This is a genomic window from Kluyvera sichuanensis (assembly GCF_014218705.1).
Taxonomy (GTDB): Bacteria; Pseudomonadota; Gammaproteobacteria; order Enterobacterales; family Enterobacteriaceae; genus Kluyvera; species Kluyvera sichuanensis.
In genome coordinates this window covers 1-13,229 of the sequence record NZ_JABBJF010000022.1, presented here as the reverse complement: position 1 = coordinate 13,229, position 13,229 = coordinate 1, and the positions used below count along the sequence as shown (strand labels likewise).

Genomic DNA, 13,229 nt, shown 5'->3' with positions numbered 1-13,229 from the left:
ATGAAGGCTGCTCTTGTCCGGGATGAAGATAAATTTGCTTTAACACAGAAAATGGTAAAATTAGGATTTCGTAGAAAGATCATTGTGCATTCGCTTAATGCAAGTGACCGTGTTATTGATTTTTTGCGAAAAGAGTTCCATCTGAGTGATGTATCAATCGGACGACTTAAACATTCAGAGACGCTGCTCAATACGACACATAAAAAGGTTGAGGCAACCAATTTTATGAGCATCTATCTGCGTCGTTCGAAAGACCCAAACAACAGTGACAACATCGTTGATGTGGTGAGTGCGTTCGAAATCTACCGGGAACTAAACCTTAAATTCCGCCCGGAAGAAGCCTCGAAAATGATGATTGATGCCAACGAGGCCTGGACTCTTGCTCGTGATTTTCGAGCTGAAGAAATACGTATGGTAAGGTGTTACCGTTGCGATCTTTCATTTATTTCACCGCAGAGTTGTGACCGTCCACGGAAAAAACATATTTGTCCGTTCTGCTCTGATACAGAAGCTGAAAATGAAAGCTCGTAAGTGACTAAGTTAAATTTCATAAAAAAGCCCGTTTTAACGGGCTTTTTTATTGCCTGGATACTTCGTCACGTGAATGAGTCGGGTTAGTATTGAATAACAAACCTACTGGTGTCCCAAGGAAAATAAAATGAAGAAAATCTCTGGTCTTGCTTTGGTATCGCTGATGTTAGTTGGTTGCGCGGCTTCTCAACCACCAGCTATGCCGGTTGACAGCAATCCATCTGATGCTTTGAAATTTGCCCGAGCGATGGATTTACGTCAGATCACCGATGCTGGCGATCAATACCTTATCTATAACGGTTTCGCGTCCAATGGGCAGCTTGTCCCTCTCAAAACCCCGGTTAAGGCTGGTGAAAAAGGTGTAACCAACCTGGGAGGTAATGGAGTGGCCGATGTGGCTGCGGGCTTCGCGACACACACATCTTTCATCCCTGTGCTGTCTGTTTTAACGGCCCAACAGCCTACTGCTATTGTTGATGGCGTGGTGCGTGTCGCGTCATGGAACGGTAAATCTCAGGAAGATAATGAGCGTGAGGTCAATGCGATTTTCTGGAAAACACTAACCCGGATGGATGGATACAAAGTTGGTGGGATGTGTGAGGGGAAAGGCGGTGCTGTTGAAAATGCAGTTCGTCGGAAAGCGACGAACGGTGATTGGGTATCGTATGCTGATATAGCTCCAACGTTGCCGAAACCACCTATCAGCACCAGCGGTCAGGTGACATTCATTATCGGTAATGACTGCTTCAACCTCTATGCAACACGAGCCTCTAACGTAGGTCTGGTTAAAGAAATGAGTAAAGAACTGGGTGCTCAGCGGGCTCTGTTCTTACCAGGCTCTCCTGAACATGAACCAATGGTATTCAGTGACGGTAAGCAATACCTGTTCAGAAAGTAAAAAAAAAGCCCCGACATAAAGTCGGGGCTTCTTATCCTGCAAAGCTATTGAGTTTTCAAAACAGCCTCTGTGCTAGATTTCGCCGCATCAACATCGATACTGTCAACACCGCTCTGGAATCGCTCCAGGGAGTTCTGGCGAGATCCATCTATATTCAATACGTTTCCTTTACCGGTTATCTTATCCAGATTTATTTCCGACGCTTTAGGTAAAAGTTTCGCCTCGTAAAGTGAACCAATCCACTCTGACAAATCGAGTTTGTTAAAATCAATCCGTCCAAATTCTTCTAACGTCAGTGGTCGACAATCCGGGTTCTTTTTATCCCCCCAGCCGATACCTAACATTGGTCTCCCTTGTTCCTGAATGATGCGACCAATCTGAGAATCAAACGTGCAATAACTTGACCGTTTCTCGATACAGACACCCAGAAACTTTGTTTCACACCAGCTGGATATATGCACGGCCAATTTTGTTTCTTTCTTAACGGCAAGCTTAAATTCATCAGGAGTACAAGCCCAGATGATGTTGACCAGTATATTAGCAATCTGGTACGCCATGTAAGCATATCCAACCACGGATATTGCCGAAACAATAGTTGACGACAATTGAACAGATGTAGCCAGGCCAGACGATGTTACGGCTGCGCCACCGCCAGAGGCCGCACTTTCAAATATCAGATTCGTCGCAGCAGGGCCGAAGGTATCAAGAGTCCATTGAGCAACTTGTTTCGTCAGCGCTCCTATAGCCTGATTCATCAAACCGGACAAACCTGCTTCTGTAGCTTGCTGAGCCGCTTCAGTACCTGCCGACCCAACCAGACTGTTGAAAGCGGAAATAGCTGGTCGAGTTATTGTATCGATGGCATTAGTCATAAGTTCGGAACCCATGTCAAAAATACCTTTTCCCTGTTCGAACATACCGGCTTTTACAGAGACAGCATCAGCAATTTTTAGAGTGTAGTAGGACAACTGCAAATACTGAATCCAGCTGACATCTACGGGCTGATCACAACAATCCACCCATCCCCCCATCGCCGATTTACATTGTGCAGACTCACCTTTAAAAAGAGTGCAGGAACGGTTGGTTTCGTCAGTATCATCGCCACACTTCATTTCATTCAATGCGTAAGTTGCGGCCTGAAGAGTTGCAACTGCTTTGTTGAAATCGCCGCTTGGTTCAGCAGAAGGCTGTAGGCAAGACCCATTAAGGCATTGCACAGCGCCAGGACAAGTATAGGTATCGGTGGAGGAGGTATTGGGTACAACGACATCCGTTCCGCAATCCCATACCTCGGTTGCCTGCCAGCACCCATTTTTGTCACCCTCCGCACCTGTTATGCAAGTGGACTTAATGAATTTACATGCAGTGTTTGCATCGTACTGCTTGCAAGTATTGTTAACGCCACCGTCGGTTCCGCAGTTGGAAACTACCGTTGCAGACTTACAGAAAGGTGAGAGACCTCCGATCGGCGGCTTAGCAAGCTGGTTTTCGCAGATACGTGCGCCATTTATGGTTGCGCACCCATTTGCATCAGGAATGACTGTCTCGCGGCAGGTTACCGTGTAATTCTGGCAATACCCGGCGTTGATGGCCTTCAGCAACGTATCGAATTGTTCAGGTTTATCAACAGTCCAGGCGTTATCCGAGATAATTTTGTTTGGGTCAAAGTAAATATAAATGAGAGCATAACCTTCGCCGCTGCCAGTCACTGACACACGGTTTTTGAAATTAAGAACGCCATTTTGGGGGGTATTTCGGATTTGTGCTGTTACATCTACATTAATCGACTGATCCCAGCTTGTTTTTAATTCACAGGCTCCTGATGTCTCTGGCGGGAAGACGTTTAAACCTTTTGGCCCTGCCCAAACCAAACTACCCCTATCTGTACCACCGACATAAATCTGCATGTAATCATCCCATTTAGCCCTGATGATCTTGGCGCTGGTAACTGCCTGGGGATTGTAGACAGTGACGGCCATTGCCTGTTCAAATATTGTGCAGTTGCCGTCCCAGTAGTTATCACCGACAGTCCCGAGCCAGAGTTCGATGCAGTTAGTGCCGCAAGAACCGATGTTCGCCGCGCCACTATAATGCGAGAGCATACCGGCAACGTAAGGATGGTAGAGGGTGAATGTGCCGCTGACACTTGTGGTACGGGTACATTCGCGATAATCAGGGATATGGTTGACGGTGTCCTTATTCGTCATGGTCTTGGTCATAGAACAATCACCAAGATCTTGCATGTACTTATCCTGATTCTCCAGGAAGTCTTTATGGCCATCAAAGATGGAATCATCAGGTTTAATGTTTGCTGTAGTTTTCGTTGAGCCCACCAGCGTTCGGTAAGCTTCGCCGCGCAGTGAATTTTCGGTTTTCAGATTGGCGTTGGTTGTATTGCCCAGTTTTAGCGTGTTGCTGTCATCTCCGTAGGTTCCTTTCAGGCTATCCAGTGAAGTTGATGAACCTTGATTTGGATAAGCAGAGTTCAAATCAACGGCCTGGCCTTTTCCATACTGAACCGTACCATTTGACGTAGCTGAAACTTGCGGCAGTGTTTTATAGAAATTAGTGGCAGATGTAACGTTTTCCTGGGGCGTTGCTGAAAAGGCATACGGCACGTAGGATACAACACCAAGGTGACATAACATCGTTATTGTGCAGAGTGGTCTGTAAAACCATTTTTTGCGGAAAAGGTTTTTCATTCTATGATCACCTTTGTCGTGGTTACTGATTATGAAATCAGAGATCTCGGTAACTAAATTTCGTCAGCCAGCATTTCTATGCGAAGCTACTAAAATGAAGGATTAAGCAGGCAGCGTATTAAACAGACTGGTTTCAGACAATAAAGAAGGACGGCAAAACGAGGGTGTTTTCAGCGTCTTGAATATTACCGACTGGAGGTACTTATGGACATGTTTGGTATTACTGGCCTTATCCCATTATCGGGGCCAAGCGATTCAGATTATGGTGGTGGAAATGGTAAGAGGGGACGTGGAAAAAATGGCAGAACGTTCAAGAGCAAATGTGAGCGTATGTGGGAGTTTTATATTCTGCTCTATTCTTTACTGAGCCTTCCTGTCGTATACATGTTCGTGACCACATAAGAGCCCTGCAAGATTGCAGGGCTTTATTGCGAATCACTTACTCGATGAAATTATCATGTCGTCATTTCCACCACTATGACCTCCATTGTTCTCTTTATTACGTGGATGCACAGGTACATACTCCTGATGCGACTGGGTTGCACGTGCAGGTGGCGGATCACTGAACATTGTACCTCCGTTATTTGAATCACTATGACCACCAGCGCCTTGGGTATTAATGTTTGTTGTCTCAGACCCACCATAGTTTGAGTTCTGGTTTAAACCATTATGACCTTCAGCACCTTGGGCATTAACGGTCATTGTCTCAGCCTCGCCGTATCCCTGGTTGTGGGTTCCCATCGCGTAAGGGACGCCATCACCCACAGCAGAACCTCCATTTGATGCCTGATGCATCCCTCCAAGGTTGTTGGCCATGCCACCGGTGTTGTATTCGTGGGTTTGGCGATCGGTATTCAGTGCAGTAGTAGCCTGTTGAATAATGGAGCCATCATTGGCTGAACGGTCTAAACCGGCATTATCAATACGGGCTGCAATACCACGGGCAAGAGCAGTATTTCCGCCCATAACCGTTCCATTGTCATTTTCACCACCCGTCGCGAGTTGAATACGTGCCATCATGTCACTGCGGGCCTGGGAAAGTTGTTGCTCAGACGCTCCAGCTTTAGTCATGGCGTAGTAGTTCACAATAGAATCTCGCGCCGCTTCGCGGTTTGCATCTCCACCAAGCGGAATTTCCCCAGCGATGGTTCTGGCCTGATCATGTACCTGTTCATATACCGGGCTTTCTTTGAACGCATTACTGACATGAGAAACGAGTTTATTAAAATCGCCAGTAATACCGCCAAGATTATAGTGGTTGTTTTCGAAATCATTTGCGGCGGTGTTACCCGCTTTCGTCATGACTTCACCCTCATTTCCCTTGTGAATTTGCTCAACTGCACCGCTATTCTGTCCCCCGACAGTATTAACCTGGCCTTGCCCATAACCATCAGACGATGACGCATGTGCTTCACCAAGCGCTCCGTAAGATCGGCCTGTTACTGCATTAACGGAGTTGCCAACGTCCGCTGCACCAGCAACTGCGCGGCCACCAGCGCTTTCAGCTCCACCACTCACGCCACGGTATTGCTCAGATGCAGTTGTCGTCAGTACTGGGCTGGAATCAGCGTTAATGAACCCGGCTTTGGCAGCTACTGCACCGGCAACACCAAGTTCACTGGCTGCTTTGAATTGAGCAAAGGTATGCGCGTCTTCGTGAGTCATACCTAAAGAGGTCAGGCTCGCTGCATCACCGGCGATTTTGCTGGACAGTTCCGGGTGCGCCGCGAGGGTTTGAGTCAATGTTGCTTGTGCATCATGATTACGACCAATGGCTGTAGCAAGTTGCGCAGCATTCATTGTCTGGCCCATTGAGGTACTTGAAACGAAGGAGTTTGCTTCCTGGAAGTTCTTTTGTGCGGACTGCATTCTTTGATTTGCCTCAGCAAAAGAACGAGTCGATTGAGAACTCTCACCTTCTTGCGATAAGGACTGGTACATCGCACTTGCTGCGGTATTGACGATGCGTGACTGGGTCGCACTGTCTATTTTGTGCGACGAGGCGCTGTCTGTAGAACCGTACTTAGCACTGTTGTCATTACTCAGGCCACTGCTTTCTGCCTCTGAACGTGACATTCCACCTTTAACACCAACACCAGCACTTGAACTTCCCGCACCGCCACCGACACTCACATCACCTTTGGCGATAGAGACAAGCGCCTGCATATCAGAAATACCTTGTTCTTTAGCCACAGAACTGACAAGGGCACGATCTGAGCTGCTCAGGCTGGCAAATGCTGCATTGGAAGCGTCACTATAAACTTGCGAATGTCCACCAGAATTCATGTTACTGGCCACCTGGCTAATCATTGCTCCAGATTGGGCAGTCAAGGAACTGGATGCTGAATCTAGTTCTTGCTTAGCGCTGGACAGGTTGTGAGTAGCGACCTTTTTCATGTCAATGGCAGGGAGAGTGCCAGAAGACCCACCCATGATAGTTCCTTGTGTTGGGTTAAATTCAACATCGGAACCACGACTGTTTATCGCAGGAGCGTTGGTGACATCAGGTGCGAGAGTTTTAGTATCGGCAGCTGAAGGTGCTGCTGCTGAGCTTGCAAGAGAGTTAAAGGCAACAGAACTGCCCCAGACAATGAATCCACCCAGGGCCGGGATCATCGCGTATAAATTACCAGCAAGACCTATACTTTTTTGAGTCTCAAACAGGAGCTGATAAAGCTGAGCAAAGCTAAGTCCGCCAGAACCCGAACTGACAAGAATTTGGCTTGACGTATCACGGATACTGTTTAACACATACATGTTGACGACCGCTGCGAGGGGAAGCCAAGTCCATGTCCAGATGATAACGAGGAAGTACTTCATCACCAGTCGCAAACCCATAATACCCAGACCGAAAAGGAAGGCCATAAATGGTGCGAGTGCGTATATTATTCCCTGGAAAATCGGCATAAATGAACCCATCCAGCTCAAGAATGATGAACCAGAAGAAGACCATTGGAATGCCTGTTGAGTCATGGTTTGGGCGCGAGTTACAGCAGCAGCACCACGAAATGAGCTTTCGAGTCCGTACATTGGCAGTTCCCTGAAATGAGGGTACATGACCAACATCAATTGGAAATCACGAATATCAGTGCCACTTATGTTGAAGAAATTCAGTACTTCCTGGGCTTTTCCTGAACCTGAGCATGGCGCACCACCGCAAGTGCGCCCGGATGCGGTATAAGAGCTGGCAAAAGCTGAGTCCAGGCTAGAAGCGTTCTGGGTAGCGAGTCCTTTAAGTTTCGTGTACGCGTCAGAACAGGTATAAAGTGAGCCCCCATTTGAAGATTCTTCAGTACTGGTAGACCAGCCGCTACGTACATTGTCGTAAATAACAACCCGCTGGAAGGAATCGTTCGAGGCTAGCCCTGATACACCTTGATTAGAGCGATACATTGAAGCAAAGGTTTTAGACCCACGAATAATATCGTTGCCTACGCAGTTCTTCACATAGTTTGAAACGCTTGCGTCCAGATCACCGTAAGCACCAGTTTGACCCGTCCAGCGCATTGGCGTTTTCAATGTGTCGTATAAAGTGGCCAGAGTGAAAAGGGGATCCAGAGACCCATACTCAGTCATGCTTGGGACAGAAAATGCCTGCTCCATCTTCTCGGTAGTTGCATACCCAACAGTAGACAGTACAGATGCGGCAACGGCTAATCCCGCTGGTACATTATCAACAGCACGAAACTTACCCGTTGTAACATCTTCAATGTTGGTGCGCATCGATACACTGAAAAACAGGTAATACATCACGACGGCCACACACATATGAGAAAGGGATAATGATTTCCCGGCTGATATAGCAGCAGCAAGCACGACACAAATTACACCAATGAGTGCTGAAATCCTAAACAAGGATCCGTAAGTGCCATCATTCAATAACATGGCAACGGAATTGAATATATTATAAATAAATTCAATGTTGCCAACAGTATATACGTTCCATTCACTCATATTAAGTTACCTTGTTAGAGCGAGCCATCAAGAGAACCTTCAGATTCATAATGAACCTGCGGAAGCGTTGTCATATAGTTGCTGAATGATTCAGGTATACGGGCCTCGCCACCATAACGGGATATCATGGCGTTATAGGAGACATACAGATTTTGCCTTGCCTTTTCGATTAGCTCTCCAGCATCCTTATAATAAACTGACGCCGATTTATCATTTTCCTGCTGGAGCCGTGCGCCGGTCGCAGCAGCCGTAAGCATTTCGCTGAGGTAGTTATAAGCAGCTGAATAGGCTATGACAGGAGATAGTTCACGTATATAGGAATAAGATGCGGCTAAATCATGACGTGCAATTTGAGTCGCTTTACTGGTAGCACCAGCTACGTTGTAGTAGTTTGCTTGCCGTAATTTAGCATCCCCAGGGTTTGAACCAGTTCTGGCCGAGCTCAAATATCCGTTATCGATAAAGAAGAGTGTGATATTGGCAGCGAGACCTTTAATTATTTTGGTCTGTTTTTTGGGATTCTCACAAGTACTAGTCTGACCTGAACAAGACCAGAAATCGAAACTATCATCACCATTTATAAAAGAATCCAGGACATTTGAAGTTGCGAGTGGAGCAATCCTAACCACACTCTTTTTAGCTGACCCATCTTTATCTGTACCCAACTGGCTACCGACGATGATGGTGCCGGTCATAGACATAATAAGTTCTTTTTGCTCATCTTCGGAGCCGATGAATTGATTACTAAAGCTACCATTCTGGAGCAAACACCACACAATGTTACCGTAATCGTCACATGCCTTTCTTTTCCCTGCCTCTTGTTTTTGTACGTCGGGTGCTTTACCACCACCCATATTGCCCCACATGGCTTTAAATTGGTCTGAGAGGCCATCAGAGGACAGCTGAGAAGATACAGCAGCCTTTGCACTGTCACCAAATGCAGAGGCAGTGTCGACTAACAACCCCTTCGCTAACTGACACGAATTTGCGGTCAGATCGTTCATCTGCTGGATGATTGCCTGCATTTTCGAAATAGCATTATCCAGAACGGCATCCATAGCGTTCAGGGCCAACTGGAAAGCTAGACCGGCAGCATTAGAAGCAATATTACGTAGCATCTGGACGAACTGATCAGCGTTGATGAACGAGAATGACCCGCCGAAAAGGTCTATCCCTCCACATCCTCCCGACGCAGAAGGGAGACTAATACTAATAGGTGTCAATGTACGGAGCTTATTACGTAGAACAAATCCGCCACCGGTATATCCATCACGTGTAACGCTCTGATAATCACCGGGAGCTGTAACATTCGACATAGAGCCGAACATACTGTCTAGCTGAGTACTAATGCTGGTGGCCTCGCATTGAAAAGCTGTCAACCCGGAGAGGCAGATAGAAATTGCAAGAATGTTTCTACGGAATACATTCTTTATATTATAGTTGCGCGAAATCTTCATTTTTCCCCCGGGTTATTAGCATTTGGGTTAGGTGTCGAACCGTAGCCAGCTTTAGCTTGTATATATTTGATAAACTCATCAGGTTGTTGAGTTAGGTCTTTAGGCATGTCATTCAGAATGTTTGAGTCGATATAGCCGGTATCGTTATATGGCAAGGTGCTCTTATATTGCTGGTCAGAAATGATCCCTGCATCGTGGGCAATAAGGACTGTTCTTGAAATTAACTGGTCTGCACTGATAGGCCCAAATGAGACAATGCGTGTTGTAGATGGCGGGATTGCCAGAGCTATCGCAGGTGCGTTTGATATTTGGAGCTTTGATGCCTGGCCAGAATCAGGCCTCCAGTCCGGGTAAATATTCCCTGGAAGAGGTTTACCATCAAGTGAAATTGGGATGACCTTCATGTCTGTCATGAAACTAAACGTATTCATAACAGAAGCTTGCTTTACGCATATGGAGCAGTTTTCCCCACGGAAGAAGAAAAACAATCCTGCTTTTGTCGCTACGTCTTTTATGACCGTTCTCGAATTGTTTTCAGCTTCATTCGATTGATCCATTGCCCCAAATGTTGAGGTTGAGCGGCGGCTATTCTCATCTATGAGGGGGTCGGTAGAAGTAACCAACCTAGCCATATCAGTAAAGCGGCTGGCTTTATCCAGCATAATGCGTTGGGCCAGAAAATATGCCCTAACGTTTTCTTGGGTAGGATTGTCGATGGCCTGGTTGCGTAGTTTCTGAATGTTTTCATTAAACCAGGCTACGGTGAACGGAGCCGGGCCGGGCTTTTCAGTTGCGGCAGGTTCTGGAGTCGACTCCATAGGTGTTTGAGCAACCTGTTTAGGCGTTTCTTGAGGCGGTAAAGTCGGCGGAGGAGGTAACTTCACTGGCTTTTTCTTCACTGGCTCAGGTGGCGATTTACGCCAGAACCAACCTTCCTCTTTTCCATTCAGAAATGCCTGACCACCAGCGAGGTCGTCACTGGTGGTCTGAGGGGATTGAGACGTTGGGGTGTTACCCTCATCCGCAAGAACTGAGGTAGAAAAAGCAAATCCCACTAGCAGGGGAATAATGATTTTAGTTAAAAATTGATATTTCATCGGAATTACCCTCGGAAATTATTCTTGCGATAGACTCCGTCCAGAAAAAGCTATTTTTTCCACTAAAGACCCTTGCACTTTCAAGTTGGCGAGTTAATGCATAATGCCTATATCTGACCTGTCCTATACGTTTGGCTACACTATCCGACTTAACACCAATTTCGGAGCAAGCCTCATCGAGAGTCATGCGTGTTCCATATTTACGCAACAGCTCATCAGTAACTATGTTCTTAGGGTCGTCGTTAACTAATACCGCAGGGATTTTGTGTGCTGGCATAAGCATTGCCCTGTTATGAGAACATTTAAGTGTCTTCATAAAACTCCCTTATCAGAAATACGGACGGCATTACGATTAGTTTGCCATATGGGTTAAAATAACAAGTTCAAAAATGGCAACGTTTTGACTGTAAAAATCAAAAGTAATTTTCATGTGCATCCGTTTTGTTTACATGATTTGAAATCAGCAAATACAAAAAAACCCAGTCCGAAGACTGGGTTTTTCTGTGTTAGCTAATTAAAAGAATTAGATGCTTTAAAGACCAAAGTTATCTTTAAAATGGCCTTGGTTCTTCCAGGATGAATTCTCCATCACACAGCATTCAAATACTGTATTCAGGCCGTCATCTGGAAATTTAAGGGCATCGTTGCCTATACGAATGATGTTACCGATGAGTTCACGGGCTAACTGAGAATTACGCAAGAAACGCGTAAAGAACTCATTGCTGATATGTTTGCCCAGGTTATAAGCAAATTCAAGCAACGTTGCATCGTTAGCAGTCAGCACCGCACCAGATTCAGATGCGTAATAAAAAACATTCTCTTGGCAACCGAGGTTTTTCATTGCGCGGAGAAACAACATTTCTCCTTCCATATCCATAAGGCGAAAAATTATATCAATATCAGATTCATCGTTTACGACAGCACCGACAGCATCATAAAGTACGGCAGCGGGAGCTTGTTCAAACTCATCACGTTCGTAATTCATCAACATACGGTTTTGTGCGTTATTAAAGCTATCAATATGATCTGATTTAGCAGTAGTTGAAGTATACATGAGTGACTCCTTAGAAATTTTCTACCAGACAGTTTGTTCTTTCATGAAGTCAGCCTCATTCGCTATAAAGCGTTTTGCTTCATTCATCGCCGCATCGAAATGTTTATTACCCAACTTACGTCCTAGATCAGTTATCTGTTCAACAAGAAGAGCACATTCAGGGTGAGTAAATCGTCCACCACCTTGGCAGTAAGTTAAACGAGTAACCAGCATTAATGCCTTCGACTCATTTTGTGTTACATGAAAGATGGTTTTCTGAGTTCCTATCCCTCGTTCGTTCAGAATATTAATGGTATCCATATCGGCGAGTAGTAACCTTAAGTCCTGCAAATCTCTATCGATTGAATGAGGTCGCAATGACATATCGCCAGACACAAAACCATAGATATCCTCGGTTTCAGAATGAAACATATATACCTCGATAAATTAAATGAATTTGAAGATACCCGGCTTACACCGCAATAGAGCATTAAATATCTGCTCACGAGCCTCAGAAGGATTTACTTGTTTTGCAATTCCTTCAATCCACTCATCAACCGGCAATCGGGTAAAATGATGGTCTGTATTGCGAATCCTGATTGCAATGACAGCCCAGTGAGCGAGAGCATACTGAATATAATGCTTATCGCCTTGTGCAACTTCACCGCGTATTCTGGCGGTGCGGTTGTTATACTCTATCAACGCGCAGCCACTCATACAGACTCCAGTTATTAATCTATATAGTTAAAAGACAATTCCATCATCAATCGCCGTCAGGCTTTCGATCTTTGAAATGTCGATGAAGTTAAATCGTCGTACATTGTTTGCAGTAATAATCCGACCGTCATTAAGCTGAATGATCTCACTTTCTTTATCAGAACGTGATGGCCATGAAGCGATAACAGAGTCTTCAGTAATTACATAATGCCGACTATTTGATATAAACAAAATGCATGGGATATCCATTAAATGAGACTCCAGACATTCAGTCTTTAAAGATTAAAATTCTGTAGTACCAATCCATACATCATTAATATATGCATCGGCCCCAAACTCAACACCACAAGGCTGTACTTTATCCAGGGTTTCGAACGTCCATCCTTCTTCAGGAGGCCATTGGAAAAGCAATGGCGCTCCATCCAAATATTTTATGGCGAGAACCCCATGACGAAGAGGTGCGAGGATATCTGTTTCACCGGGTCTCACTTTAACCCAATAATGAATCATGATGTCACCTTTATTGATTTACCCGAGGAATGAATTGGGTTTGGGTGGTTATATCAGACATGAGTTCATAAATCTTGTATGGCCACCAATTTGAATCCATATCACGGAAGAAATGAACCTCAGTGATATCGGGACACATCGGATGCCATAGGTTAAAAACCATAAGTTCAGATGCCTCAACCTCAATGAACTGATTGATTGAGGTTTTCCTGAACTCATTCGTGGAAATAAACCCTAGGTGATGCTGCCAACTTACTGATTTAGTGTATGATGGTGTTTTTGAGGTGCTCCAGTGGCTTCTGTTTCTATCAGCTGTCCCTCCTGTTCAGC

Annotated in this window: 12 protein-coding genes; 2 read left to right on the top strand and 10 right to left on the bottom strand. The window is 45.4% G+C overall.

The genetic code is table 11. The annotated features are described in order from the left end of the window. The gene (locus tag HII27_RS18755) at window positions 1-531 is read left to right on the top strand and encodes a FlhC family transcriptional regulator (RefSeq protein WP_007372252.1); all 531 of its coding nucleotides are present in this window, start codon (window positions 1-3) and stop codon (window positions 529-531) included. Between the two features lie 127 nt (window positions 532-658). Beyond that, on the top strand, window positions 659-1,429 hold the full coding sequence (locus HII27_RS18750; protein ID WP_007372251.1) for a putative periplasmic lipoprotein: 771 nt from the start codon (window positions 659-661) through the stop codon (window positions 1,427-1,429). Between the two features lie 44 nt (window positions 1,430-1,473). On the opposite strand, the gene traN is transcribed toward HII27_RS18750, so the two are convergent. From traN to HII27_RS18700, 10 genes are all read right to left on the bottom strand, one after another. After that, window positions 1,474-4,131 carry a conjugal transfer mating pair stabilization protein TraN gene (gene traN, locus HII27_RS18745; RefSeq protein ID WP_069325158.1) on the bottom strand — a complete coding sequence of 886 codons (2,658 nt, stop codon included), beginning with the start codon at window positions 4,129-4,131 and terminating at the stop codon, window positions 1,474-1,476. A 435-nt stretch (window positions 4,132-4,566) separates the two neighbouring features. Next, window positions 4,567-8,085, bottom strand: coding sequence for a conjugal transfer protein TraG N-terminal domain-containing protein (locus tag HII27_RS18740; protein ID WP_069325159.1), 3,519 nt, complete (start codon window positions 8,083-8,085; stop codon window positions 4,567-4,569). A gap of 14 nt (window positions 8,086-8,099) precedes the next feature. Continuing rightward, window positions 8,100-9,542, bottom strand: a complete 1,443-nt coding sequence (locus HII27_RS18735; RefSeq protein WP_009653894.1) for a conjugal transfer protein TraH — start codon at window positions 9,540-9,542, stop codon at window positions 8,100-8,102. Continuing rightward, on the bottom strand, window positions 9,539-10,639 hold the full coding sequence (gene traF, locus HII27_RS18730) for a conjugal transfer protein TraF (protein ID WP_007372246.1): 1,101 nt from the start codon (window positions 10,637-10,639) through the stop codon (window positions 9,539-9,541). The genes HII27_RS18735 and traF overlap by 4 nt, the downstream gene beginning before the upstream one ends. Beyond that, a complete protein-coding gene (locus HII27_RS18725) occupies window positions 10,617-10,955 on the bottom strand; it encodes a hypothetical protein (RefSeq protein WP_024196083.1) in 339 nt (112 codons plus the stop codon). The genes traF and HII27_RS18725 overlap by 23 nt, the downstream gene beginning before the upstream one ends. A 216-nt stretch (window positions 10,956-11,171) precedes the next feature. Then, on the bottom strand, window positions 11,172-11,693 hold the full coding sequence (locus HII27_RS18720; RefSeq protein WP_007372245.1) for a hypothetical protein: 522 nt from the start codon (window positions 11,691-11,693) through the stop codon (window positions 11,172-11,174). A 21-nt stretch (window positions 11,694-11,714) separates the two neighbouring features. Then, window positions 11,715-12,104, bottom strand: a complete 390-nt coding sequence (locus HII27_RS18715; RefSeq protein WP_016241575.1) for a hypothetical protein — start codon at window positions 12,102-12,104, stop codon at window positions 11,715-11,717. Between the two features lie 15 nt (window positions 12,105-12,119). Next, window positions 12,120-12,389, bottom strand: a complete 270-nt coding sequence (locus HII27_RS18710; protein ID WP_069325160.1) for a hypothetical protein — start codon at window positions 12,387-12,389, stop codon at window positions 12,120-12,122. Window positions 12,390-12,416: 27 nt separating this feature from the next. Beyond that, window positions 12,417-12,638, bottom strand: coding sequence for a hypothetical protein (locus tag HII27_RS18705; protein WP_007372244.1), 222 nt, complete (start codon window positions 12,636-12,638; stop codon window positions 12,417-12,419). A gap of 33 nt (window positions 12,639-12,671) precedes the next feature. Then, window positions 12,672-12,899: a hypothetical protein gene (locus tag HII27_RS18700; protein WP_016241577.1), complete on the bottom strand. Its 228-nt coding sequence runs from the start codon at window positions 12,897-12,899 to the stop codon at window positions 12,672-12,674. Between the last annotated feature and the right edge of the window lie 330 nt (window positions 12,900-13,229).

Bases quoted from the DNA above. Each gene is read 5' to 3' on its own strand.
- HII27_RS18755 (WP_007372252.1), top strand. From the start codon at position 1: ATGAAGGCTGCTCTTGTCCGGGATGAAGATAAATTTGCTTTAACACAG.
- HII27_RS18750 (WP_007372251.1), top strand. From the start codon at position 659: ATGAAGAAAATCTCTGGTCTTGCTTTGGTATCGCTGATGTTAGTTGGT.
- traN (WP_069325158.1), bottom strand. From the start codon at position 4,131: ATGAAAAACCTTTTCCGCAAAAAATGGTTTTACAGACCACTCTGCACA.
- HII27_RS18740 (WP_069325159.1), bottom strand. From the start codon at position 8,085: ATGAGTGAATGGAACGTATATACTGTTGGCAACATTGAATTTATTTAT.
- HII27_RS18735 (WP_009653894.1), bottom strand. From the start codon at position 9,542: ATGAAGATTTCGCGCAACTATAATATAAAGAATGTATTCCGTAGAAAC.
- traF (WP_007372246.1), bottom strand. From the start codon at position 10,639: ATGAAATATCAATTTTTAACTAAAATCATTATTCCCCTGCTAGTGGGA.
- HII27_RS18725 (WP_024196083.1), bottom strand. From the start codon at position 10,955: ATGAAGACACTTAAATGTTCTCATAACAGGGCAATGCTTATGCCAGCA.
- HII27_RS18720 (WP_007372245.1), bottom strand. From the start codon at position 11,693: ATGTATACTTCAACTACTGCTAAATCAGATCATATTGATAGCTTTAAT.
- HII27_RS18715 (WP_016241575.1), bottom strand. From the start codon at position 12,104: ATGTTTCATTCTGAAACCGAGGATATCTATGGTTTTGTGTCTGGCGAT.
- HII27_RS18710 (WP_069325160.1), bottom strand. From the start codon at position 12,389: ATGAGTGGCTGCGCGTTGATAGAGTATAACAACCGCACCGCCAGAATA.
- HII27_RS18705 (WP_007372244.1), bottom strand. From the start codon at position 12,638: ATGGATATCCCATGCATTTTGTTTATATCAAATAGTCGGCATTATGTA.
- HII27_RS18700 (WP_016241577.1), bottom strand. From the start codon at position 12,899: ATGATTCATTATTGGGTTAAAGTGAGACCCGGTGAAACAGATATCCTC.